Annotated in this window: 17 protein-coding genes; all 17 read right to left on the bottom strand. The window is 50.2% G+C overall.

Going from position 1 to position 23,001, the window contains the following annotated elements:
- Positions 1 to 7 precede the first annotated feature (7 nt).
- Positions 8 to 1,486 (bottom strand): MBL fold metallo-hydrolase, encoded by a 1,479-nt coding sequence (locus QPL94_RS09795; protein WP_285357076.1) that lies wholly within the window; start codon positions 1,484 to 1,486, stop codon positions 8 to 10.
- Between the two features lie 333 nt (positions 1,487 to 1,819).
- On the bottom strand, positions 1,820 to 3,589 hold the full coding sequence (locus QPL94_RS09790) for an SLC13 family permease (RefSeq protein WP_285357075.1): 1,770 nt from the start codon (positions 3,587 to 3,589) through the stop codon (positions 1,820 to 1,822).
- Positions 3,590 to 3,595: 6 nt separating this feature from the next.
- Positions 3,596 to 4,216 (bottom strand): adenylyl-sulfate kinase, encoded by a 621-nt coding sequence (gene cysC, locus QPL94_RS09785; RefSeq protein WP_285357074.1) that lies wholly within the window; start codon positions 4,214 to 4,216, stop codon positions 3,596 to 3,598.
- Positions 4,217 to 4,251: 35 nt separating this feature from the next.
- On the bottom strand, positions 4,252 to 6,045 hold the full coding sequence (locus tag QPL94_RS09780) for a polysaccharide biosynthesis protein (protein WP_285357073.1): 1,794 nt from the start codon (positions 6,043 to 6,045) through the stop codon (positions 4,252 to 4,254).
- Between the two features lie 517 nt (positions 6,046 to 6,562).
- The gene (locus tag QPL94_RS09775) at positions 6,563 to 7,120 is read right to left on the bottom strand and encodes a sugar transferase (protein WP_285357072.1); all 558 of its coding nucleotides are present in this window, start codon (positions 7,118 to 7,120) and stop codon (positions 6,563 to 6,565) included.
- Positions 7,117 to 8,064, bottom strand: coding sequence for a UDP-glucose 4-epimerase family protein (locus tag QPL94_RS09770; protein ID WP_285357069.1), 948 nt, complete (start codon positions 8,062 to 8,064; stop codon positions 7,117 to 7,119). Before QPL94_RS09770 ends, QPL94_RS09775 begins: the two co-directional genes overlap by 4 nt.
- Positions 8,061 to 9,305: a glycosyltransferase family 4 protein gene (locus QPL94_RS09765; RefSeq protein WP_285357068.1), complete on the bottom strand. Its 1,245-nt coding sequence runs from the start codon at positions 9,303 to 9,305 to the stop codon at positions 8,061 to 8,063. The genes QPL94_RS09770 and QPL94_RS09765 overlap by 4 nt, the downstream gene beginning before the upstream one ends.
- Positions 9,302 to 10,951 (bottom strand): heparinase II/III family protein, encoded by a 1,650-nt coding sequence (locus tag QPL94_RS09760; protein ID WP_285357066.1) that lies wholly within the window; start codon positions 10,949 to 10,951, stop codon positions 9,302 to 9,304. The genes QPL94_RS09765 and QPL94_RS09760 overlap by 4 nt, the downstream gene beginning before the upstream one ends.
- On the bottom strand, positions 10,948 to 12,081 hold the full coding sequence (wecB, locus tag QPL94_RS09755) for a non-hydrolyzing UDP-N-acetylglucosamine 2-epimerase (RefSeq protein WP_285357064.1): 1,134 nt from the start codon (positions 12,079 to 12,081) through the stop codon (positions 10,948 to 10,950). The genes QPL94_RS09760 and wecB (QPL94_RS09755) overlap by 4 nt, the downstream gene beginning before the upstream one ends.
- Positions 12,078 to 13,280 (bottom strand): UDP-N-acetyl-D-mannosamine dehydrogenase, encoded by a 1,203-nt coding sequence (wecC, locus tag QPL94_RS09750; RefSeq protein ID WP_285357063.1) that lies wholly within the window; start codon positions 13,278 to 13,280, stop codon positions 12,078 to 12,080. Before wecC ends, wecB (QPL94_RS09755) begins: the two co-directional genes overlap by 4 nt.
- A 17-nt stretch (positions 13,281 to 13,297) precedes the next feature.
- Complete coding sequence (locus QPL94_RS09745) at positions 13,298 to 15,433, bottom strand: bi-domain-containing oxidoreductase (protein WP_285357062.1); 2,136 nt, start codon at positions 15,431 to 15,433, stop codon at positions 13,298 to 13,300.
- A 399-nt stretch (positions 15,434 to 15,832) separates the two neighbouring features.
- Entirely contained in the window at positions 15,833 to 16,891 is a 1,059-nt protein-coding gene (locus tag QPL94_RS09740) for a glycosyltransferase family protein (protein WP_285357061.1), read from the bottom strand.
- 49 nt (positions 16,892 to 16,940) lie between these two features.
- Positions 16,941 to 18,020 (bottom strand): non-hydrolyzing UDP-N-acetylglucosamine 2-epimerase, encoded by a 1,080-nt coding sequence (gene wecB / locus QPL94_RS09735; protein ID WP_285357059.1) that lies wholly within the window; start codon positions 18,018 to 18,020, stop codon positions 16,941 to 16,943.
- A gap of 116 nt (positions 18,021 to 18,136) precedes the next feature.
- Positions 18,137 to 19,378: a hypothetical protein gene (locus tag QPL94_RS09730; protein ID WP_285357058.1), complete on the bottom strand. Its 1,242-nt coding sequence runs from the start codon at positions 19,376 to 19,378 to the stop codon at positions 18,137 to 18,139.
- 297 nt (positions 19,379 to 19,675) lie between these two features.
- Positions 19,676 to 20,536, bottom strand: coding sequence for a dTDP-4-dehydrorhamnose reductase family protein (locus QPL94_RS09725; protein WP_285357057.1), 861 nt, complete (start codon positions 20,534 to 20,536; stop codon positions 19,676 to 19,678).
- 62 nt (positions 20,537 to 20,598) lie between these two features.
- Positions 20,599 to 22,014, bottom strand: coding sequence for a lipopolysaccharide biosynthesis protein (locus QPL94_RS09720; protein WP_285357055.1), 1,416 nt, complete (start codon positions 22,012 to 22,014; stop codon positions 20,599 to 20,601).
- 32 nt (positions 22,015 to 22,046) lie between these two features.
- Complete coding sequence (locus tag QPL94_RS09715; protein WP_285357054.1) at positions 22,047 to 22,991, bottom strand: glycosyltransferase; 945 nt, start codon at positions 22,989 to 22,991, stop codon at positions 22,047 to 22,049.
- Between the last annotated feature and the right edge of the window lie 10 nt (positions 22,992 to 23,001).

The following is a 23,001-nucleotide window of genomic DNA, read 5'->3' as shown; positions in this document are numbered from 1 at the left end:
AACTGGTTCAGGCCAAACCGGGGATCATTATCCCCTTTAGCCCGACGGAATGAAATTGACTTTTCAGGGATTCTTTGGCGCCCGCATCCCCGTGCACAATGCGGATTTCCGAGGGTGGCCGCTCGATACCGCTCACGAACCGTACCAAATCCGATTGCCCTGCATGGGCCGAGTAACCACCCACCTGATGTATCTGGGCGCGGATATCGAAACGCTCGCCTTCCAGCTCAACCCAGCCACCGCGTGGCCCATAAGTGAGAATATCCCGACCCGGGGTGCCTTTGGCCTGGTAGCCCACAAACAAAACGTCATTGCGTTTATCTGCCAGCATGGCTTTCAGGTAGTTCACCACCCGACCACCCGCACACATGCCGGAGCCGGCCAATACCACGCAGGGGCGGTGTGATTTGACCAGGTACTCGACGGCGTTGAGGTGGTCGTCGTGGCTGTTGATGACCGTGAGCTGGTCAAAGGACAACGGATGCCGGCCCTGGTTGACCAGTTCGGTGGCTTCGGCATCCCAGAAAGGTTTGAGGTCACGGTAGATTCGGGTGAAGGTGGCGGCCAGGGGTGAGTCGACGACGATTTCAAGGTTATTCCAGGTAAGCCGGGATGTCGGATTACGGCTACGCCTAATCCGACCTACGTAGGTCGGATTAGCGCCGCCCTGCGGCGCGTAATCCGACACCGCGGAACCCCCAAACTCATGAATCAAACTCTCAATCTCGTAAAGCAACTCCTGCGTCCGCCCAATACTGAACGCCGGCACCAACACCGTCCCACCATCCTCCAGCGCGTGCTCCAACACCGCCTTCAGCCGGTACCGCCTGCTCTCCCGGCTCTCATGGTCCTTGTCACCGTAGGTGCTCTCAATCACCACCCGGTCCGCCCGTTCCGGCGGTTGGGGCTCCGGCAACAACGGCGCATGGGGCGCGCCAAGGTCGCCACTGAACACAATCCGCTCAAATTCGCCGTCACTCTCCGCTTCACATTCCACATACGCCGAACCCAGAATGTGCCCGGCCCTCTGCAACCGAATCGAAAGCGATTCATCGTCGCCATCACCGTCCCCACCAAAGACAGAATGCCACTGCCCATAAGGCACCGGCACAAGCCGGGACCGAATCAGCCCCAGCACCCGTTCTATCAGTTCCCTGTCTCGAGTAAAGCCAATCTTCAAGGCATCCTCAAGAATCTCCGGCAGCATGATGGCCGAAGGCTCCGAACAGATAATCGGCCCTTCAAACCCGGCCGCAAGAAGATAGGGAATACGACCGACATGGTCGATGTGTACATGGGTGACCACCAGCGCGCGGATGTGGCTGATGGGGAACTCAATGGAAAGATCCGAGGCAGTGGCGCCATTGCCCTCTTCCTCGCCCTGGAACAGGCCGCAATCAATCAGAATTCCGGAGTTGCCAACAACCAGTTCATGGCAGGAACCGGTTACGCCTGTCACCGCTCCGTGGTGTTTTATGTCGATCATCAAAACCTTCCTTGTTATTTAAAGACTGTTCTCCCGATTTTTGTCGGATTACGCGCCGCGTTGCGACGCTAATCCGACCTACAACTCCCCAAGGCGAACCATTCCCCCGTAGGTCGGATTAGCCAAAGGCGTAATCCGACAAATACAAAAGCCACCCAAAAAGCCGAAATCGGCCCGGGGGTAGGGCTACCTTTTCTGCCAGAAAAAGGTGTCTGAGCGAAGCGAGTTCTTTTTCCAAAGAAAAGGTACCCCTGCCGCCGGGCCAGGCACCATACCTATCAGGCTACCGGGTGTCGGATTACGCCTTCGGCTAATCCGACCTACGTTCTACGGTCAGAATGTCCATACGAAGGGGATCAGGCCTATGGCGGTTGTGCCTACCAGCAGGCTGAGCGGGAAACCCAGGCGCACGTAATCCATGAACTGGTAGCGGCCGGGGCCGTATACCATCAGGTTGGTCTGGTAGCCCAACGGGGTGATGAACGACGCCGAGGCCGCGAACATCACCGCTACCGCAAAGGGCAGCACATTGACCCCCAATTGCTCAGACACCGCCAGTGCAATCGGAAACATTAACACAGCCGCCGCATTGTTAGTGATGACTTCGGTAAAGGCCGCCGTAAGAATGTAAACCAGAGCCAAGGCCAGCCAGGGTGTCAGGGGGCCGAATAGCCCCAGCAGGCTGGTTGCCACCCACTCTGCCCCGCCGGTGACCGTCATGGCGTTGCCCAGGGCGAAAGAGGCAGCAATCACCACCAGCACCGGTAGATCCACACTGCGGCGCGCACGGCTTGCAGTGATGCAACCGGTCAAAATCATGGCACCCGCAGCCAGGAATGCAGCCTCAATAATCTGCAGCAGACCAGTGGCACTCACCAGTACCATCAACAACAGGATACCCAATGCCCGGGGCGCCCTGTGAAAATCCGGCGGCGTGGAATCGTTCAGTCCACTGACCAGCAGAAAGTCCCGGCGGAATCGGTATTGCTCCACGAACTCGTGGCTGGCCTCCAGCAGCAGGGTGTCCCCCATCTTGAAGGTAATATCCCCCAGCTTACCCGGCACGCGGTTGCCCTCGCGGGAAACCGAAAGAATCGCTGCATTGAAACGGGTACGGAAACGGCTTTCCCGCACCGTCTTACCCAGTGCCGGGAATTCTTGGCCCAGTACTACCTCCACCAGGCAGCGCTGATGGTTGGCAAGGTCCAGCTTCTCAATACTGGTCTGGGCAGGTTTCAGGCCCTGAATCCGGCGCAGCTCACTGGCACACTCCGGCGCCCCCACAAAATACAGCTTGTCGCCCGCCTGCAGCATCCGGTCCGGCTCTACCGCGGTAATCAACCGGCCGCCGCGGTCGATTTCCGTCAGGTAGCCGTAATTCAGTGCCCGCAAACCGGCCTGGGCCACGGTTTTACCCGTCAGAGGGCCGGCGGCTTCCACTTCCACCTCCACCCCGTATTGCCGAACCTGCTCCAGCTCCTCCTTCATACCACCACGGTCCGGCAGTACCCGGGAGGCCACCAACACTAAATAACACCCTCCCACCAGCAACAGCGGCACACCCACCCAGGCCAGCTCGAACAGCCCCAGGTTAATCCCCAGCCGCGCCTGCAGCATGCCATCCACCACCAGGTTGGTACTGGTGCCAATCAGCGTACAGGTGCCGCCCAGAATGGCGGCGTAACTCAGGGGTAACAGAAGGCGGGAGGAAGGAATGCCCAGGCGCTGGGCCCAGTCCTGAATGGCGGGGATAAACATGGCCACAACGGCCGTGTTATTCATAAAGCTGCTGAGAATACCGGTGGGCACCAGCATCCGCAGTTGTGCGCCATTCTCGGTTTTCGGGTGGCCCAGCAGCAAACGGGCAATCCACTGTACAGCCCCGGTTTCTTTCAGGCCGGCAGCCACCACGTAAAGCGTTGCAATGGTAATCACACCCGGGTTGCCGAACCCCGCCAATGCTTCAACCGGCCCCAGAATGCCGGTTATCAGCAGGAATGTCAGGGCCGCCATCAACACCAGATCGGCCGACACCCGGGTAATCACCAGCGCTGAAAGAACCGTAAACAGGGTTAGCAGGGTAACGATGGCTTCCCATGCCATGGTTACTTACACTCCGGCAGCGTGAGGCGGGGTAAAGATCAGTTGTCGCTCAAGCAGGTAGGCAATCAAACGGTTGACACACTCGTCAACAGACATCTGAGAGGTATCCAGGCGGACTTCCGGCCGCTCCGGCGCCTCATAGGGCGAATCAACACCGGTAAAGTGCTTGATCTTGCCGGCCCTGGCCTTCTCATAAAGCCCCTTCGGGTCCCGCTCTTCACAGGTCTCAAGCGGCGTGTCCATGAACACCTCAATATACTCCCCCGCCGGGAACAGATTGCGCACCAGGCGCCGATCGCTGGTGAAGGGGGAAATAAACGCGCTGAGCACAATCACGCCGGAATCGGTAAACAGCTTGCTCACCTCCCCAATACGGCGAATATTCTCAACCCGGTCCTCATCGGAAAACCCAAGATCCTTGTTCAGGCCATGGCGAACGTTGTCGCCGTCCAACAGAAAGGTATGGTATCCACGCTCAAACAAGGCCACATCCAGGGCATTGGCGATGGTGGACTTGCCAGAACCGCTAAGGCCGGTAAACCACAACAGGCAGGGGCTCTGGTTCTTGATGGAGGCCCGGTCCGCCCGGGTGACTTTCTGGTGATGCCAGACAACATTTTCAGTCATTACTCAGCAACCTTGCTCTTGAAACGTTGTTTTCCCTACACCGACAACCGGTGCACTTTGTCATCCTGGCGATCTGTCGCCACTACATCGGAATGCCCATTGCACCAAACCAGATCTTCCAGATCGCCATTGGGCGCGTAGCCCGTCTTGGCGTCTTTAAGAACCTCGATAATCGCCGCGCAATCGAAGGATTGGCTGGCGCGCTGTAGCTGGCTGAGCAACTCCTCAATACGCTCCCAGGGCAGAGACACCTCCCGCGCCATCATAATGCGGGGGTGCGAAGTACCCTGTGGGTCGTCACCAATCAGCAGCTCTTCGTACAGCTTCTCCCCCGGGCGCAGGCCCGTGAAGACCACTTCGATATCACCGGCGGGATCGTCCTCGGTTTTCTCTTCCAGCCCCATCAGATGAATCATCTTCCGGGCCAAGTCGGCAATCTTTACCGGCTCTCCCATATCCAGCACAAACACCTCACCACCCACGCCAATACTGCCCGCCTGCAGCACCAGTTGGCTGGCTTCGGGAATGGTCATGAAGTAACGGATAATATCAGGGTGGGTAACAGTAACCGGGCCGCCATCGCGAATCTGGTCCCGGAACAGGGGCACTACCGAGCCGGAAGAACCCAGCACGTTACCAAAGCGCACCATGGAAAAAATGGTCTTCTGCTGCCGCTGCGCCAACGCCTGCAGAACCAGTTCCGCCAATCGCTTGCTGGCCCCCATCACGTTGGTGGGGCGAACGGCCTTGTCCGTTGAAATCAGCACAAAACGCTCGACACCGGCAGCAATGGCTGCCTCTGCCGTGTGCCATGTGCCAAACACGTTATTCTGCACACCCTCAATCACATTGTGCTCCACCAACGGAACATGCTTGTAAGCAGCAGCGTGGTAAACCGTCTCAACACCAAAAGCCCGCATAGCGGTCTCGCAACGGCGACGATGGTTCACATTGCCAAGCAGAGGATGCAGCGCTACTTCGAGCCCTTCAATCTGGTTAATGGAGTTCAGCTCCCGCTCAATGGCGTACAGGGAAAACTCGGACTGCTCAAACAGCACCAGCGTACGTGGGCGATGGCGAATGATCTGGCGACACAATTCAGAGCCAATCGAACCGCCGGCGCCGGTCACCATCACGGACTTCTGGTAGAGACTCCTGGCAACAACCGCAGAATCCGGCCGAACCGGGTCCCGCCCCAGCAGGTCTTCAATTTCAAGATCCCGGATGTCGTTAATCCGTGCCTGGCCGGCTACCAGCTCCGACATGGAGGGGACGGTCTGAACCGGAATCGACAGAGGCTCGAGTTGTTTCAGCAGCTTCTTGCGATCAACTTGCGAATGTTCATCCAGCGCCAGCAATATTCGCTGCGCACGGTACTTCGGTAGGTGCTTGGCAATGTGGTTGATGCTGACTACCGGCAGGCCATTAATCATGGATTTGTGGTTGCCCCGGTCAAACGTCACAAAAACCACCGGCCGGTACTCTGTGCCCTGCTCCAGGGCCGAGGCCAGTTGCATGCCGGTTTCACCAGCGCCCACAATGGCCACGGCCTCCTTTGCACGCTGTTTGGGGTGGTTAACTATCATCCGCACACCCAGACGGGTACCGCTCACGAACAGGAAGGCCAAGGCACCATAAATGATGGGCACGGAACGCGGCACAAACACCTGAAGCAGATAACCCAGTACAATCAGTGTTGTGGCAGACGCCACAACACCATAGATAATCGTCAGAAAAGCCTTGTCTCCAAGATAGCGAATCACCGCCCGATACAGTCCAAGGCGGATAAATAGCCCAATCGTAAACACGACTGTTATCGCTGCAACCATCACCTGATCCCGAGTAGGCAGCCACAGATGTTGTTCCAATCGCAAAGCAAAGGCTGCCCAGATAGCAAAGAACAGGACAAATGCATCTGAAAGTACAGAGACGACCCGCTTCTGAAACCTGGGAAGGTTTAGAAAGGCCTTAATAACGAAGTTACTGCCCGATTGTTTATTTCGTTTATCTTTGCTCACATGACTACTCCGCTCACACAATCACTCCCTAACCTCGCCGAGTATAGAACCGACCTACCAAGCATATGGAATTAAACATTTGAAACCCATCAGCCATTTCCAAATAAATCACGTGTATACTTTGTCCTCAACATCTGCCAGATTTTCACTGCGGCGATTAGCAACAATGACGTCAGCTTCACGCTTGAACTGATTCAGGTCATCAATCACGCGGGACTGGTAAAATTCCTCATCCAGCTCCGGATTCAGACGATATGGACTAAAACGGACATAACCGACCAATTTTTTAATATTTTCGTCCGTGTAAGTCCATATCGTCCGTAGCTATTTAATCTTTACCAGGCACCCTGTCCCCAGCCCCTTTACCAGCAACCGTCATAAAAATGTATCTAAAGTAAGCGCCCGCTGTCAGGTTCTTCAACATCTTCTGGTCCGCCTCTGCCAACAACACGGGCGTAGACATATCAATATTATTCACCTGCGCCAACCCAGTAATGCCAGGCCGAGCCGCCAATACACCCCGTTGTTCACGCTCGGCAATCAACTCTTCCTGGTTAAACAAGCATGGCCGTGGCCCCACCAGGCTCATTTCGCCTTTCAGCACATTCCACAATTGGGGCAGCTCATCCAGCTTAGTGCGTCGAAGGAAGTGCCCGAAAGGTGTAATCGCACTGGCACTGGCCAGGTGGCTGGCTACAGAGGCGGTATCTGTTTTCATGGTACGAAACTTCACCAGGGTGAATGGCTTTTTATTGCGCCCTACCCGCTCCTGACGAAATACAGGGGAGCCGGTGTCAAAAAAACCAATCACCGAGAGAATTAACAACACCGGAAAACCGAACAACAACCCGAACAGGGAAAAGAAAAAATCAAAAAAACGAATCAAAGCGTATTCTCCGAATCAAAACAGCGGCGAAGCCCTTCCTCAACGGAAATCGGTGGCTCCCACCCCAATAAATTACGTGCCTTGGAAATATCAACCTGCAATGAGCCCAACACACGCTGAGCAACGCCTTTTTTGCCCAACAGTGCCGCCCCGAACATCAACATGCCCGCAGGCACGGGAATTAAACGGGCAGGCTTACCCATGGCTTTACCTATACCCCGCAACAACTGCGTGGTTGAGAGGTCTTGACCGTCGCCAGCCAGGAATATCTGGTTAGCGGCGGCCGGGTGGTCAATACAACTGACAATCAAATCAACGAGATTGTCCAGCGCCACTAGAGAGCGCTTGTTATGAATAGCGCCTAAAGGCAACAGCAATCCTTTCTCCACCAGCTTGATCATTCTGGCGAAGTTGCCTTTTACACCCGGCCCATACACTAACGGAGGGCGAATAATTACCACTTCCATGCCGGTGTCACGGGCGATGTCCCACAAACCCTGCTCGGCTTCCATTTTGGAAAAACCATAGGCGTCTTCCGGCGCGGGTTTATCGCCAGGGGTGAAAGGACTGTTTAACGGAGTGTCTTCGCCATTAACCTTAATAGAGCTAATGAAAACAAACCGACGAACGCCAGCTGCAACTGCCTGGCGAGCGAGGTTCAAGGTGCCGTCAACATTTACCTTACGGTATTCAGCCACCGGCTCGGACACTTCATCTTTCATGATATGGACGCGGGCAGCCGCCTGTACAACAACGTCCTGCCCGTTGAGCGCCGTCGCCCAATCAGTACCGGCATGTAAACCATCAATCAAGACATCACGACTATTTTTTAATGACTCTTTTCGCCTAACGGCCCTGGTCAATACGAAGCGGGAGTCGCGATCCAGACACTCCGAAAGGGGCTCGCCAAGAAAACCACTTGCCCCAGTCAGTAAAATGTTCACAGGTGACCCTCCACACTCATAGTAGACTGCTCCTTGCTATCTCCACTCACGAGTGCAACTAGGTCCCTTGCCATCTCATCCATAATGGCCTTACGTGCAAACTGAGCCACAAATTCATTCCTTGGCTCATCCGCAATGTGAAGGTTCTCAAACGCTTCAATGGCTCCAGCCACATCACAAGGCGTGAAAACCGCCGCATTATCAAGATTCTCATTCACAAACTCGGCAGCATAACCAGCCACGCCAGCCCAAATTGGTTTGCCCAGTGCGCCATACTCAAACAGTTTTGAGGGAAGCACCTTACGGAATGCGTCGTAGTCGTTAAGGTGCAAGAAAAGCACGTCAGCCTGTTGGTATATTTGAATCAATTCTGCGCGTGCAACAGGGGGCTCGATTACAACATTGGTACAATCTGCCTGGGAGATAGCGTCTTCCAGCTGCCGTAAACGCCCGCCGCCACCGATCAACCGAAACTTGGCACGGCCTTCCAGATTTTTGGCCAATTCGGGAACAATATTATGAAGCCCCTGCCCCTCACCCATATTGCCGGCATACACAACTTCAACCGGTTTTGTTCGAAACGCTTTTCCACCTGAAGAACGATGTTTATCAACGCAGACTTCCGGCGCAACACGCAAGAACTCATCATCGATGCCGTTAGTAAAAACCACCTTTGAAACTTCCGGGTAGCGGGACTCAAAATATGGCAAAAAACCTGCTGAGACGACATTCAGCCGATCCGCTTTCGACACCGCCCATCGCTCCATCGCACTGAATACAGGCCTCATCAGCCAGCTCAGTTTCCGGGGCAAAACGTCTTTAATTGTATCGACAAAAATATCCCGAATATCAAGATAAAGTGGAGCGCCCTGTTTTCGTGCGACAGATGCACCCAATACTGCTGTCATCAAACGGGAAGAACTGGCAAACACCACATCGTAGTTTCGCCCTTTAACAAAGGCCTTCACTTGTTTGGCATAGGTCAGAAAAGCGCGGGATTGATCCAGCATCCCACTTTGATGGGCAGGCAGCCGCACTCGTTTTACCGTTAATTCTGGGCTAAATTCCTCTTCCGGAGCCTCCGCACCGAAGCCCGAGTAGCGGTTCGGCAACGTGGTGACCACATGAATTTCACTGCCCTCGGGAAGTGCCTCCAACAAAGAGTCGACAAGCGCCGTATTGCGGAAAGAGCCTGCAGACAAATCCGGTTTGAAATAAAAGCTGAGCAATAAAACCGTCAATTAGTACTCCAACAAACCCGTGTGGTGACTTTTCGCCCAGTAAACGCGATCACTAACTTCAGGTTTTTCTTAGACACGCCAAATCCCGGATGCCAAACTCCGCTTTCAAGACGACCAACTCCCCCGACAACCTCAAAAACGACTACCTGCCCTTCCGGCAACACTACTCTGAACTGGGATTCAGCAGTTGCTTCAACCACTATGTCCGGATGAAAATGCCAATGCGCTACCGCTTCCTCAAAGTCACCAAGCAATTCATCAGTCACGTCCAGACTTTCTGCCCGGCCACGCCAGATGCGCTGATGAATCACCTTACCGGGCAACCGCTTATACCCATCATGGCTCCCCGAGAGCTCAACCTCGCCCGACGGGTGGCCGAGCAACACCTCAAGTGGTTTAGCTCGCCTCGCTACCCGAAACCCGGCCCAGACCTCCGAAGAGTTTTGACCATCCACCTCAACAGTGTTGTGGGCTGCCGTCGATCGTTGCCGATGCCTCTCCGCGCCTTCTCCATACTGGGAGATACCGGAATTAACCAACACGCGCTGGCCAAATAAACTCAGCTCACAACTCAAAGTATCTGCATGCGCATGGCCCGGCTGATAATCCGGGCCCACCGGCGCCACATCAACTAGCAAACGGTGGCCTTCGGGCCAGTCCACGATGCCATAGCCACTGGGTTGTAAAAGCGTCCCTCGAACCACCGGAGGCTTATCGTCCTTAGATGCAATCAAGCCCAATGATGTCCCATTGTGTTCAAGGTCTTCAACGGCGGGTGCAATACCGAACGTAGCATCGTTAAAAAACGAGATTTTACCATCCGGGTGAGACATGGCCTTTAGCCACCTCAAGCCTTTCTCAAAACGCTCCCGCCAATTACCAAGCCTCTGCTTTAACTCATGCAACCCACTCGCCTTACCAAGAGCTACTAGGTCTGCCAAATCCCAAAGTAAAATTCCCTGGTACATGGGCGATCTTTCGTAATGAGCGCCGTCAGCCAAAAACTGCTCCGGAATTTCCTTGTCCAGTAGTTTTATCCCTCTGTGAAGCCAGCGGTCACCCTGCTTTCCACCCAGATAACAACCCACAAATACGAGGGCTTTGGCATTAGCGAACAAATGGTTCCCTAGAATGTGAAACTCCAGCCGCTGTTCCAGCACATCAGCCTGCTGTGCCAATGAGTTTAACCACTCTGCACTTACTTGACCCGATGCCAAGCGGCTGAAAAACTTCACCCAGTTTACAATGCGAAGAGAAAGGCAATATGGCTCCCAGCCGTTTCCGTGCGGCGGAGGGTTACCTGCAATCCAGGAATTCACTAACGAGCCACATAGCTCTTCTCTCTGTTCCGCACCCGTTACGTTCAAATCATCCTGGTAATGGAGATTATATAGCCAGAGCTTAGGGAATTCCGGATTGTTCCAGTTTCCGTCAAAACGGCTCGTTTTCCCGAGAAAGGAAAACGTTTCCCCATCCTGAGTGGAGGGTTCTAAAAAACCTTCACCCGGCCAGGAGCTCAACTCACCCCGGAGCACAGGGACAGGCAGTTCTTTTAACCGGGGCTTACGAACCCGGTAGTAAACCTGATAAGCAAGTTGCCGCGCCTTGAGGTAGCGTACCGTATGGAAAAGCAAACGCCACTTCATTGCTGCTTCAAAAACTCAACAATACGACTACAGGCCTTACCATCCCCATAAGGATTGTGGGCTCGAGACATCCGTTCATACACTGCTTCATCATCCAGCAACTCCTGGACAGAATCCCGAATCATACTGCTTTCTGTACCCACCAAACGCACCGTACCGGCATCGACCGCTTCCGGGCGCTCGGTGGTGTCACGCATTACCAGTACAGGCTTGCCCAGCCCAGGCGCTTCTTCCTGAACACCACCGCTGTCTGTCAGCACCAGATAAGCGTTTTGCATTAGATAAACAAAGGGCTCGTAGGCCAAAGGCTCAATTAGGTGAACATTGCTCAACCCATCCAGCAGCCGCTTAACAGGCCCTTGAACATTGGGGTTCAGGTGAACCGGGTACACAAAGTGAACATCCGGATTGGATTCGGCCAACGCTCTCAACGCCTGACAGATACTTTCAAAACCGTCGCCGAAATTTTCTCGACGGTGGCCGGTGATCAGTACGTAACGTTGATCGACCAGATCAAACTCAAGTCCGGCCGCACTCAAAGCACTGTGGATGTTTTGCTGAAGCGCGGGAGTTTCGTTCACTTTTCGCACCACCCATTGCAACGCATCAATTACCGTATTGCCCGTAATCAATACATCATCTATTGCTGTGCCTTCAGCAAGCAAAGCGGTTTGATTACGTTCGGTTGGCGCAAAATGCCAACGAGCCAACCGGCCCGTTAACTGGCGGTTTGCCTCTTCCGGCCAAGGGGAACATAAATCCCCGGTGCGCAGTCCAGCTTCCACATGGCCCACAGGAATCTGCTGGTAAAAAGCCGCGAGCGTCGCCGCAAAGGTAGTCGCTGTATCACCATGAACCAGAACCAAATCTGGCTGGAAATCCGTGAGCACGTCTCTCAGCCCAAGCAGGACTTTGCTAGTTACATCATAAAGATCTTGGCCAGGGCGCATTACGTCCAGATCGTAGTCGGGCTCCAAGGCAAACAAATCAAGGACTTGGTCCAGCATTTCCCGGTGTTGCGCTGTAACCGCCAACCTGGAATCAAAAAATGAGTCCGTCTGCAGCGCCTTTACTAATGGCGCCATTTTTATGGCTTCAGGGCGAGTACCAAAAACGACTAAAACCTTCATGCTTGAGTTACCCCGCAGAAATCCAATACCTGGCCAGCAACTTCAAGTTTCTCGAATTCACGATGCGCCACCAGATAAACCACAATATCGGCTTCACCGACGGCATCTTTCCAAGGCGTCAAAGTAATACTCGCATGTTCTTTAAGATTGGGCTCAACCGCCAACGGCTGGATACCGGAGGATATCAACTGCTGGAACACCCACAGCGCCGGAGATTCGCGAAGGTCATCAATGTTTGGTTTGAACGCCAACCCCATGCAGGCGACTACCGGCTCTCGGCCATACTGTTCACGAAAACCCGACACCAGCGACTTAATCTTTTCAACCACCCACTCAGTCTTACGAGTGTTCACTTCCCGCCCGGAGCGGATCAGGCGAGCATCATCGCCGCCCTCATGAACGATAAACCACGGGTCTACCGCTATGCAGTGACCACCAACACCTGTGCCGGGCTGTAATATATTTACCCTCGGATGGCGGTTTGCCAGACGAATCAGCTCCCACACATCAATGCCAAATTTATCACTCAGCAGCGACAGCTCGTTAGCAAAAGCAATATTCACATCACGGAAGCTATTTTCTGTCAGTTTTGCCATCTCCGCGGTACGGGCATCGGTTACTAGAACCTCACCGGTTACGAAGGTGCGATAGAACGCTGCAACATTTTCACTGGCCTCCGGCGTAATCCCTCCGACGATACGGTCGTTTTCAACTAACTCTCGCATAATATGGCCTGGTAAAACCCGCTCAGGGCAATGCGCTATATAAATGGCACTGGTATCCACGCCATCCTCACGCAATGTTTCAGCAACTTTTTCCGTAGTACCCACCGGGGATGTAGATTCGAGAATCACCAGATCCCCAGTCTTGACTACTGGTGCAATCGCGCGAGTTGCATTCAACACATAGTCAATGTTGGGCACAAAGCCGTCATGGAACGGAGTGGGCACAGCGAGTATAAAAATATCAGCCGGTTCGGGCTGCAAAGATGCACTCAAATGTCCAGAATGGACTGCCGAATGAACAAACAAATCGAGATCAGGCTCGATAATGTGGATATCGCCCTGATTTATGGTGTCCACAACCTCTGCCGATATATCTACACCCTGGACGTAGTAACCACGGTTAGCAAGCAGCGCAGCAGACGGCAGACCGATATAGCCAAGGCCGACAATACAAATTTTCAAGTCAGATAGCATACAAAATCCTGAACCTGTTACTGAGAACGTAAAATCTCGGCAGCGTCAATCGAGACACGAGCGACCTCAAATACTTCCTCCGGACTAATCGGGCAAGGCAGGCCTTTCTTAATACTTTCCAGAAAAGCAGCGGCGCAGGCTTTTTGCCCCTTGTCTTGCTGCCAGAGGTTCATTTTTTTGAATCCCGGCCAGCCAAACCCTTTTAACTTTCGGAAATTGTCCAGCTGCAGGACACGCCCTGCCGCGAAGACTTCAACGCGTTCCTTGGGAAAACTGGACGCCCCATTAGCTAAGTAATGAATGGTCCCGAATGATCCATCAGCAAAACCTAGAATAATAGCGGCCTTATCTTCCGTCACCCTAAGGTGTGGCGCATCACCCATGCGACGGGCTTGCACTGAAATGATTTCACTACCAGCCAGGTAACGCATAAGGTCGATAAAGTGGCAACCCTCACCGATGATACGACCCCCACCAACTGTATTACTCTGGGTCCAGTGTTCGGCGGGAATAGCGCCCGCGTTCATTGTCATGATGAAGGACTTGGGTTCGCTGACGACCATCAGCAGCTCTTTCATTCTTTTGATTTGGGGAGAGAATCTGCGGTTAAAGCCAACCATCAACTGCGGACCTGCTCCTTGGGCGTGTGCAGCTTGAAAAGCCACCTCCACTTCCTCTAGCTCCTCCAGGTCAATGGCCAGAGGTTTTTCTACAAACACATGCTTTCCGGCTCTGAGTGCCTGGCAGACGAAACGAGCATGGGTATTATGCTGCGTCGCAATCACTACGGTATTGACCGCCGGATTGGCCATCAGCCCATCAGTATCTGTCGATGCATGGGCAAATCCTGCCTTTTCGCCATGAACTACCCCGTTGATACCGCCAGAAGTACTGATGGTATGCAATTGGGCGCCCGCTTCCTTGAAGGCAGGTATCAGTACACGAGCGGCGTAGTTACCCGCCCCCACCACGCCAAGAACTGGCTGTGAGGAATTAAACTGCACCTCCGCCAACGGGACCGTTGCTTTATGCCGGCCCTGCGTATCGCCCGGATATTGCAGTAAAATGCCGAGAGCCGACGAGTCTTCCGTAAGTACTTTATAGGCGGACTGAGCGTCTTCAAAATCGAAACGGTGCGAGATTAACGGCTCAACATTGATAGCGCCACTGGCCATCATATCCAGAACTGCCTCAAAATTACGCTGCTCAGTCCAGCGGACAAAAGGCAAAGGATAGTCCAGGCCTTCTTCTTCATAGGCCGGATCGTAACGACCTGGGCCATAAGAACAGGACACCTGGAAACTCAACTCCTTCTCATAAAAATCCGCGCGATTAAATTCCAGGCCTGCCACTCCAACCAACACGATACGCCCGCGCTTGCGACTCATACGGGCAGCTTGGGTGATTGGGTCATTGGACTTGGTGGAGGCGGTAATGATCACCGCGTCAACGCCGTGGCCGCGGCTGAACGCCGTGCCCGCTGCGACCGGGTCTTCTCCTTTGCCAGGGTTACAGACTTCGGCACCAAAGCTCTTGGCCAGCTCAAGTTTTCGATTATCAAAATCGACAGCCAGAACACGGCACCCCTGGGCACGGAGCAACTGAACCGTGAGCAAACCAATCAAACCTACTCCTGTTACCACAACACACTCACCCAGTGTGGGTTGCACCAGACGAATACCTTGTAACCCTATGCTGGCGACCACGGTAAAAGCAGCAGCTTCATCAGAAACTGAATCAGGGACCTTGGCGCAGAGATTTTTCGGAACACGCACAACATCAGCGTGGGGACCGTTGGATACCACCCTGACGCCGGGCTGGAAATGATCGACGTTCTTCCCAACTGCTTCGACCACACCAACATTGCAGTAACCCAGTGGCAACGGCTGACCAAGCTTCGAGCGCACTGCATCCATCGTCGTAAAAAATCCATCGGTTTGGACTTTTTCCAGCACCATTTTGACTTTGTCGGGTTGTTGACGCGCTTTTTCTAGATAAGAGGCCTTGCCGAAATCAACCAGCATGCGCTCAGTGCCTGACGAAATAAGACTGCAACAAGTATTGATTAACAAGTGCCCGGAGGAAATTCCGGGACTGGGGGCATCAACCACCGCAGTCCCACCTTTAGCTAAATCTTGTAAAACCTGCTTCATGAAAACTTCCTAGTCTGAAAGCTGCTGATACCAAATTTCGAAATACAACAGCGCAAAAATGGCATAAAAGTAATCCGCATAGCTGGAGCGAACATCGCCGATGGGTTGTTGTAATTTCTGGCGATCGGATATGTTCCGTCTGGCGAAGTATCCTCGATTGAGTAATAATATAGAATTCGGTCAAGAGGATTGTACTTTGATCCGTGGTACCAATTAGCTTTACGGGGCGCTGAGGATGACCCTATTATCGCTGGTTTTGGAAATCTATTCCGAGTCTACTTAAAACACTACTACCATAAGAATAGCATTTTCCCTCAAATGAGCTCGCGAATATATTTATAACTAAAGCCTCCCCAAAAGCTTAAAGACAAATTAAAAAAACGGACCAAGGTATTCCAGTCAATTAGTTAAAATGCTCTCTATTTCACGAAATCTTTGAATAGACGTATTCGCTGAAACAATTTCTTCGATTGATCCCTGCATTTTAAAAAAATCATTTCGACATTCATCAAGTGCTTTAACAAAATCATCCACGTACTCAGTCTTGAAAATAACATCCGAATCTATGAAGTTTGGCATTCCTGATACAATCAGGGGCATTCCTTTTGATAAAAGCTGAAACGTCTTGTTTGAAGCAGAAACGGCCTCAACTCCCTTTCGGCCTTTCCTGTAAGGTATTATTGAAGAAAAATACTTATCGAAATTTATTTCGTCGAGACTAGCAGACGGCAATAAGAAAATATTGTCATTACTATCGACAAGAGCATTAACTTCGTTAGCTATATTAACATCTACTGGTCCTACAAGGTGGAACTCAACGTTAGGCCTCTTTAGCGCTATAATTTGAATCAAATCAAAATCTACTCTATCATTTATATGCGCCCAAAGAACGACAGCATCTCGACAGGTTTCACGTGGCTCTTCATATTCTTTCGTCGTCCATGGAAGGAACAGACGAGGTTTACACCATCTTTCCACTTGCTCACATAATGGAGTAGAAACACACAAAACTTCATCACTAATACTGCATGTTTTTCGCAAAGCTGACTCAGCGTAACGCCCTCCAAAAAAACGAGCTTGTGCGACAAAATCATCATTTATTATTGTTATTATCTTGTTGTTCGGGAAAATGCTTCTTAAAAAGTAGTAATCATAATTAAAATTAACTATTATATCTGAATCCGAGCAATTATCTAAAGATGCTTTAATCGACTTCCTTTCAACTATTTCGTTAAAAAAAGAAAGAGCGCCAGACACACGCAACTGATGGTGAATTAATGAAGCCGTCCTCACAATTGAAATATTATGCTCCGCGCCGACCAGACTTTCAGAAACACAATAGCTCGGCTTTTGGTAAAAAATCACCTCATGACCATTTTCCTTTAGCATCTTTGCAAACTGATGCCTGATTCTAGGCGGCTCTTCCCAGTCACTTTTAGTGAAAATTCTAAATCTCACACTCGGCTCCCGCAAAAACTAGAAACTATAATAAATTAAAAAACCTGTGTTATCCCTCAAGAAAGTGAGCCTTCTTTAACAACTCAACAATCCTGTAAGACGCTTTGCCACCACCATAAAGCTCACTTAGATCCTTGACCTGTCGGCCACGGTTCTTGGTGCACTCTTGAATAATTCTATGAGCTACTGCTCCCACCAAAACATTTGCAGCGATCTCGACTAACTCCACCCACTCTGTCTGATCACGCATAGTAACGCAGGCCTTACCGAAAAAATAAGCTTCTTTCTGCACACCCCCACTGTCTGTGAGCACCAACTGACAGTGTTCAAGCAGCCAGACCATCTCAAAGTAGCCGACAGGTTCAATAATATGGACGTTCAGTGCCTGACCTTGCTCTGCGACAAGCTTGCGGGTACGAGGGTGCAGGGGCAAGACAACGGGAACCTGATTCTGATGTATCTGATTGAGCGCCCGCACAATATTAGCCAACCGCTCGGGGTTGTCTGTATTTTCAGCGCGGTGCAAGGTGGCCAGGACAAAGGCTTCCGGCAGCTCGCCTTCTGCCGGAGCAACCGCTTTTTCAGCAAACAGCAGGGCAGCATCCTGCATAACGTCGCCAACTTGCATAACCTTCACCGGCTTACTGGAAAACCCTTCATTTTCCAGGTTACGAACCGCAGTGCTTGTTGGGCAGAACAGCAGATCGCTGATCTGATCAGTTAAGATGCGGTTAATCTCCTCTGGCATCCGCATGTTGAAACTGCGTAGCCCAGCTTCCACATGGGCAACAGGAATATGCAGCTTCGTGGCAGCCAGTGCACCGGCCAAGGTAGAGTTGGTGTCTCCGTAGACCATAACGCGATCTGGCTTATGCTTAAGCAATGCCTTCTCGATTTCGGTCAGCATGCGCCCCGTCATCTCGCCATGACCGCCGCCATGGATATCCAGCTGAAGATCAGGCCTCGGTATGCCCAACTGGTTGAAGAATATATCCGACATGTTGGAATCAAAATGCTGACCGGTATGCAATATAATCTCTTCAATGCCGCCGGCTTGTTGAATAGCTCGGGAGACCACACTGGCTTTGATAAATTGTGGGCGGGCGCCGATGATGGTTAGGATTTTCATAGAGTCGCTTTTTGGAAAGATTGAGTTATGGCTTAATTGTGAACAGGCGCATAGGCCTTGAGGTCAAGCTCGTACTTGTCTCGGGAAGATAGCGCAAGCAGAAAATCGGACCACATTTAGAGCTTTTCTCTTTTCCTCCACTGATAATTTTGAGCTACTGTGTAGTTACCACGATATAACCCAAAAGATGAACTTTTAACAAACAAAAGACTTTCAAAAACCATAGAAAATAACAAAATCTGCCACGGAGTAAACAAGAATGGCCGCTGCAGGAAAGAAACAAAAAACACGGCCAAGCAAACAAGACCGATTTTCCAATCCCTTAAAATCAAACAAAAATATAGAGAAAAAACTAAAAACAGCCCTACAAAACCATACTCTATCAAAAAAAGCTTATAGCTTTGACCTAAAAATATAGTCGGATTTTCTAGATGGAAATTTGTTCCCATCCCCAGCAGTGCATCCAGAGATATAATGTAATCCGAGAAAAAAACATCGAGAACAGGCGGGCTTCTAGATTCTAAGCCAAAAACAAAAAGGCCAGCTATTCGATCAATTACAATAATTCTAAAGGCGTCATTATCCCAAAAAAATATCACTGAACCCAAGACCGCTAAAACAAGAAGGAGCACACCCTTAGCCATCTTTAACGGCGAACCAAGCCTTAACAGGAAAAACCCAAATGCACTTATAATAAAAAAAGCAAGTGAGAATGTTAAAATACCGCCAAGGAGTAAAACTAAATTTCTGACATCTCTGAAATTAAAATTATTGCCCACAAGCATAAAAGCAACTAATGTCCCCAAAGTACCAGGCTCGTCAAAAATTGAGTACAATCTATTCCCTGCCAAACCGGCCGGCTCAATGTATAAAAAGAAATTTTTTATTCCTAAATCAGGTATGTCGCCCTTCCCATCAGGATAAGACAAAGGCGAATGGGGCAACGAAAAAAAATATTCATTTGTCACCCTCGCCACAATCGACAAAAAAACTATCAATGTTAGCAGTGTTGTCAACTTATCCAGGGCCTTTAATTTCTCTCCTTTATTCAAAGCAAAAACTAAGACAAAAACTGCTATACTAATAAAAGAACTAGTGCGAAAGGTTTGGAGAGAAGCATAAACACAAAAGAATAACAACAAAATAATTGTGAGGGATGAAATAGCTAAGAAATTGCAGTTAACCGATATCGAAGATAATCTTGATGCGCAGAGGAAAAATAGCACTCCAATCAAAATAACAGAGAAAATATAACTATTCGGCCATAAAAACCACGGATGGTTTTGGCTTAGGATTATTAAAACTAGAATCCACTCAATTACAAAAGACTTTTTTGTTTTGGTTGCATCGATAGTCATTTCTAAAATCCGAAAAAATTGAAGGGGAGTTCAAAGATGCCCAAAACATAACGAGTTATAAAACACCTAAAAATTAATAACAACACCAGAAATACTTAGTACACTAGGTTAAAACTCTAAGCGAAGACCTGCACCAAACAATCAGATTTTTATTATGCCAAGCAGCCTTACGCACGGTAGAAATCAAGCCCTAACAGTTCAGCGGCATTATTATCATGACCAAGCGAATAAGCGAGGTTACTACAGTTTTTCTTCGGTTATCAGCGTCGCCTACTTCTACCACTTAATTTATTGAAACTACGACCGGAATCTCCACATTCTCTCAACCAGTTGACCCCAATCTGGTGCTTTATAACCGGTGGCCTTACGAAACTTATCGCTCGCAAGTGATCGATCAACCACCACATTGCTGTCTTCAATTATTTTAATATCTTTTTTATATTGTCTCGCAACTATATTCAGTAAATCAAACTTCGATATCGGATCTGCAGAAACATGATAAAGACCATTCAAATCGTTTCGTGGTAACACATATTCTTTTATTATCCGGGCTAGTTCATTTGTAGGAACGCCCGAGAAAATTGCCTTTGAATACCCGTATACAAGACCCTCTTGGGCTAAGAACCATTCGAGAAGAGCGTACTGCGACTGTAGTTCGTGTCCAATAATCGAGGTACGTAGAGTGATAGTATTTTTTCGATCTGTCACTTCGCCTATATGCTTTGACTTACCATACAGATCCTCAGCATCTGAGGGGTCATTCTCGGTATAATGCCCTTTTTTTCCTGAGAAAACACAGTCTGTACTGATATGTATCAATCTGCACTGACTCAGCTCACACAAATCTGCCATGCGATGTGGCAGTAATGAATTGGTCGGTAGCGCAACCAACGGATTATTTGCATCTGAAACCTGTTTTATCAGGCCAATACAGTTAACCACAGCATCCGGCTTTACCTTCCTGAAAATAAACGCGAGATGATCAGAATCCAGTACATTTATTCCCGTTACTATCTTTGGGGTGCTTTTTTCCGGCAATAAGGAAAGCTTACTGGAGTCCCTTGCAGATCCCCAAACATCGAAGCGACTGTCATCAGATAATACCTTTAAGACAGCACTTCCAAGCATCCCGGTAGCACCGAGTACAAGAATCCGCATAGCTAGACACCTTTTATACCAACGTGAAGATCTATTTTTATGTTCAAGAACTAAAGCCTTAGCTAAGCCTTAGTATTCCGGTTGAGGATCTGGCCATAAAGATTCCTGAGTTCACTCATAAATACCATTACACTCAAAATACCTATTAGAGACCAAGCTACCCAGACTGAGGGTCCTATCTCATGGCCCAGAATTACCGTAAGGATCGATCCACTGACGACCAATACAAGGCAGAGATACATCTTCACTCTCGGAAAACCTCTCCAGATAAACGCTGATGCCTCTGTGTTGAGGACAAACAGCAAGAAGAAGGACAGAGTATTTGCAATTATTGCTCCCGAGGCACCGAGTTGGGGAATTAACACCCAGCAAAGTAGAAGGTTCACCAGAAGCGCTATCACCGAGGTGCCCAGGGATAACGAACTCTTTCTCTGCAATCCGATACCAACGCTCGTTACTATCGAAAGGGTGTATAAAAGCGGTTGAACCATTGCACACACGATCAGGTATTTTACCTGTAGATAATCTTCAGGAAGGAGGTAATCCACAAGCCAAGAAAGTGAACCACATATTGCGGCAAATATACATACAGCCGCAAGGACGGTCTGGGCTACAGAGTTTACACGATTCATGTCAACGTTGTTGGAGTGCCATTTGAAAACCAACGGAGCCCAGATGATAGAAAAGATAGACTGAACCAACACCGCTGCGGCAGAAAACCGCAAAGTTACAGAATAAACTGCCAATTCAGGGAATGTTGATAAGGTTCTAAGTGAAAATATCGTAACAGCACTAATCGCCTGAAACGCTAACCCGGCCACCACCAGCGGTAGGCCATAGCGGAACAGCTTCCGCATGAGGTCACTGTCAAGTGAGGCTTTGAAGCTGTCTTTCAGCTCCTTCCGTGTATTCCAGCCAAAAATAACCAGAACTACAGCCATCGACGCCACGAAGGCATAAAACAGATGGACCAGTGATTTTTCAAAGGGCAAAGCAATATAAACCAAGATGATCGCGAGCAGGACAAACTTGGGTATTACCTGACTCATGGAAAATGCCAGGCCTCTCTCCTGCATTCTCAGAATCAATGATAAAAACCGTGAAAAATAGTTGAGAATAACGGCGCAAACTGTCAAAAAGATCAGCACGCGGCTCTCAATACCAAACAGAAACTCGGAAATGAGCTTTCCGTAAAATATTACCCCAGCTGAAAGTATGATCAATAAGCAGAGGCCGGGAAGAACGCTATTCTTGAAAAGGCGGGGCTTATCAGATTCCGAGTGATACTCGCGCGTATAAGCCTGATCAAGGCCAAAGACTGAGACAACCAGTGCCAATGACAGCACCGTTTGGAACACACCAAATCTCCCGACATCCTCAGGAGAGAAGGCCCAGGTGATCAGAGGCGTCGTCGCAAGGCCCAGAACAGCAACACCAATGGGCCCAATCGCAAATCCGACAATATTTTTAATATTCAAAAGAGGTGATCACCTGCATCCCAAAAAACACTTCAAACTAGCCGTTTAAGCGCTCGATAGACAGAAACCGCTATGCCGTAGGAGTATCCCGAAACAAGGAAAGCTACGATCCGGGGGGTCTCCTGAAGCTTAAGCCTGGCAGAAGCGACAAAGGACCTCTCAGCGCACTTGGCCGCTAGATTGAAATAGCACTTTCTGGCTAATTCCTTGCCGATCTCGGCGAAAGAGAGGCACTCTGACTTCCCGGTGAAGGCCATCACCTCTTCAGGGTCTATTTCATCAATCCATTGCTTTCTTAAACGGATATTTTCTGACACTCGCCATGGGACCCGCGTACCCAACTGTTCAGCATGCACCCGCCCGGTTACCAGATTTTCCGGCACATGAATGAATGTATACTCCTGGCCGAGGCGGAACCACATATCGTAGTCCTGTGTTGCTTTCAATTCTGGGTTAAAATGTCCACAAACCCGAAAAGCCTCTCGCGGTATCAACATGGTACAACCATGGACATCACTATTTACCAGCAAACGGCCCCTGAACCCCACCGGGTTACTACTCTCCAGCTTTACCCTTCTAGTTACCCTCGTATCTACGTTAAAGAGACTGTAATCACTGAAAACAACATGCTTTGAAGGCTCATCGAGTGCTTGCAAGGCCTCCACCTGCTTAAGAACCTTGTCGGATGAGTACAAATCATCGTGGCTAAGCCAGGAAAGGTAATCACCACTCATTTTCTCAATTGCCATATTGAGCGCTGTAGAAACGCCACCATTTTCCTTGCGGTAATAACAAATGGAATCGCCATAGCTCATAGCAATAGATTCAGTCTTACCTTCATCATTGGAGCCGTCGTTTATAACCAGAATTTCCAGGTTATCGTAGGTTTGACCCAACGCAGACTCGATGGCCTCAGCAAGAAAATTGGATCCATTATACACAGGTATGACAATTGATACTTTTGGATTAAATTTCATAAATAACGCT

The sequence above is a fragment of the Marinobacter sp. SS13-12 genome (assembly GCF_030227115.1).
In the GTDB taxonomy this organism is placed as follows: Bacteria; Pseudomonadota; Gammaproteobacteria; order Pseudomonadales; family Oleiphilaceae; genus Marinobacter.
Note: the sequence above shows the minus strand (reverse complement) of the source record. Positions and strands in the feature narration are given on the sequence as shown.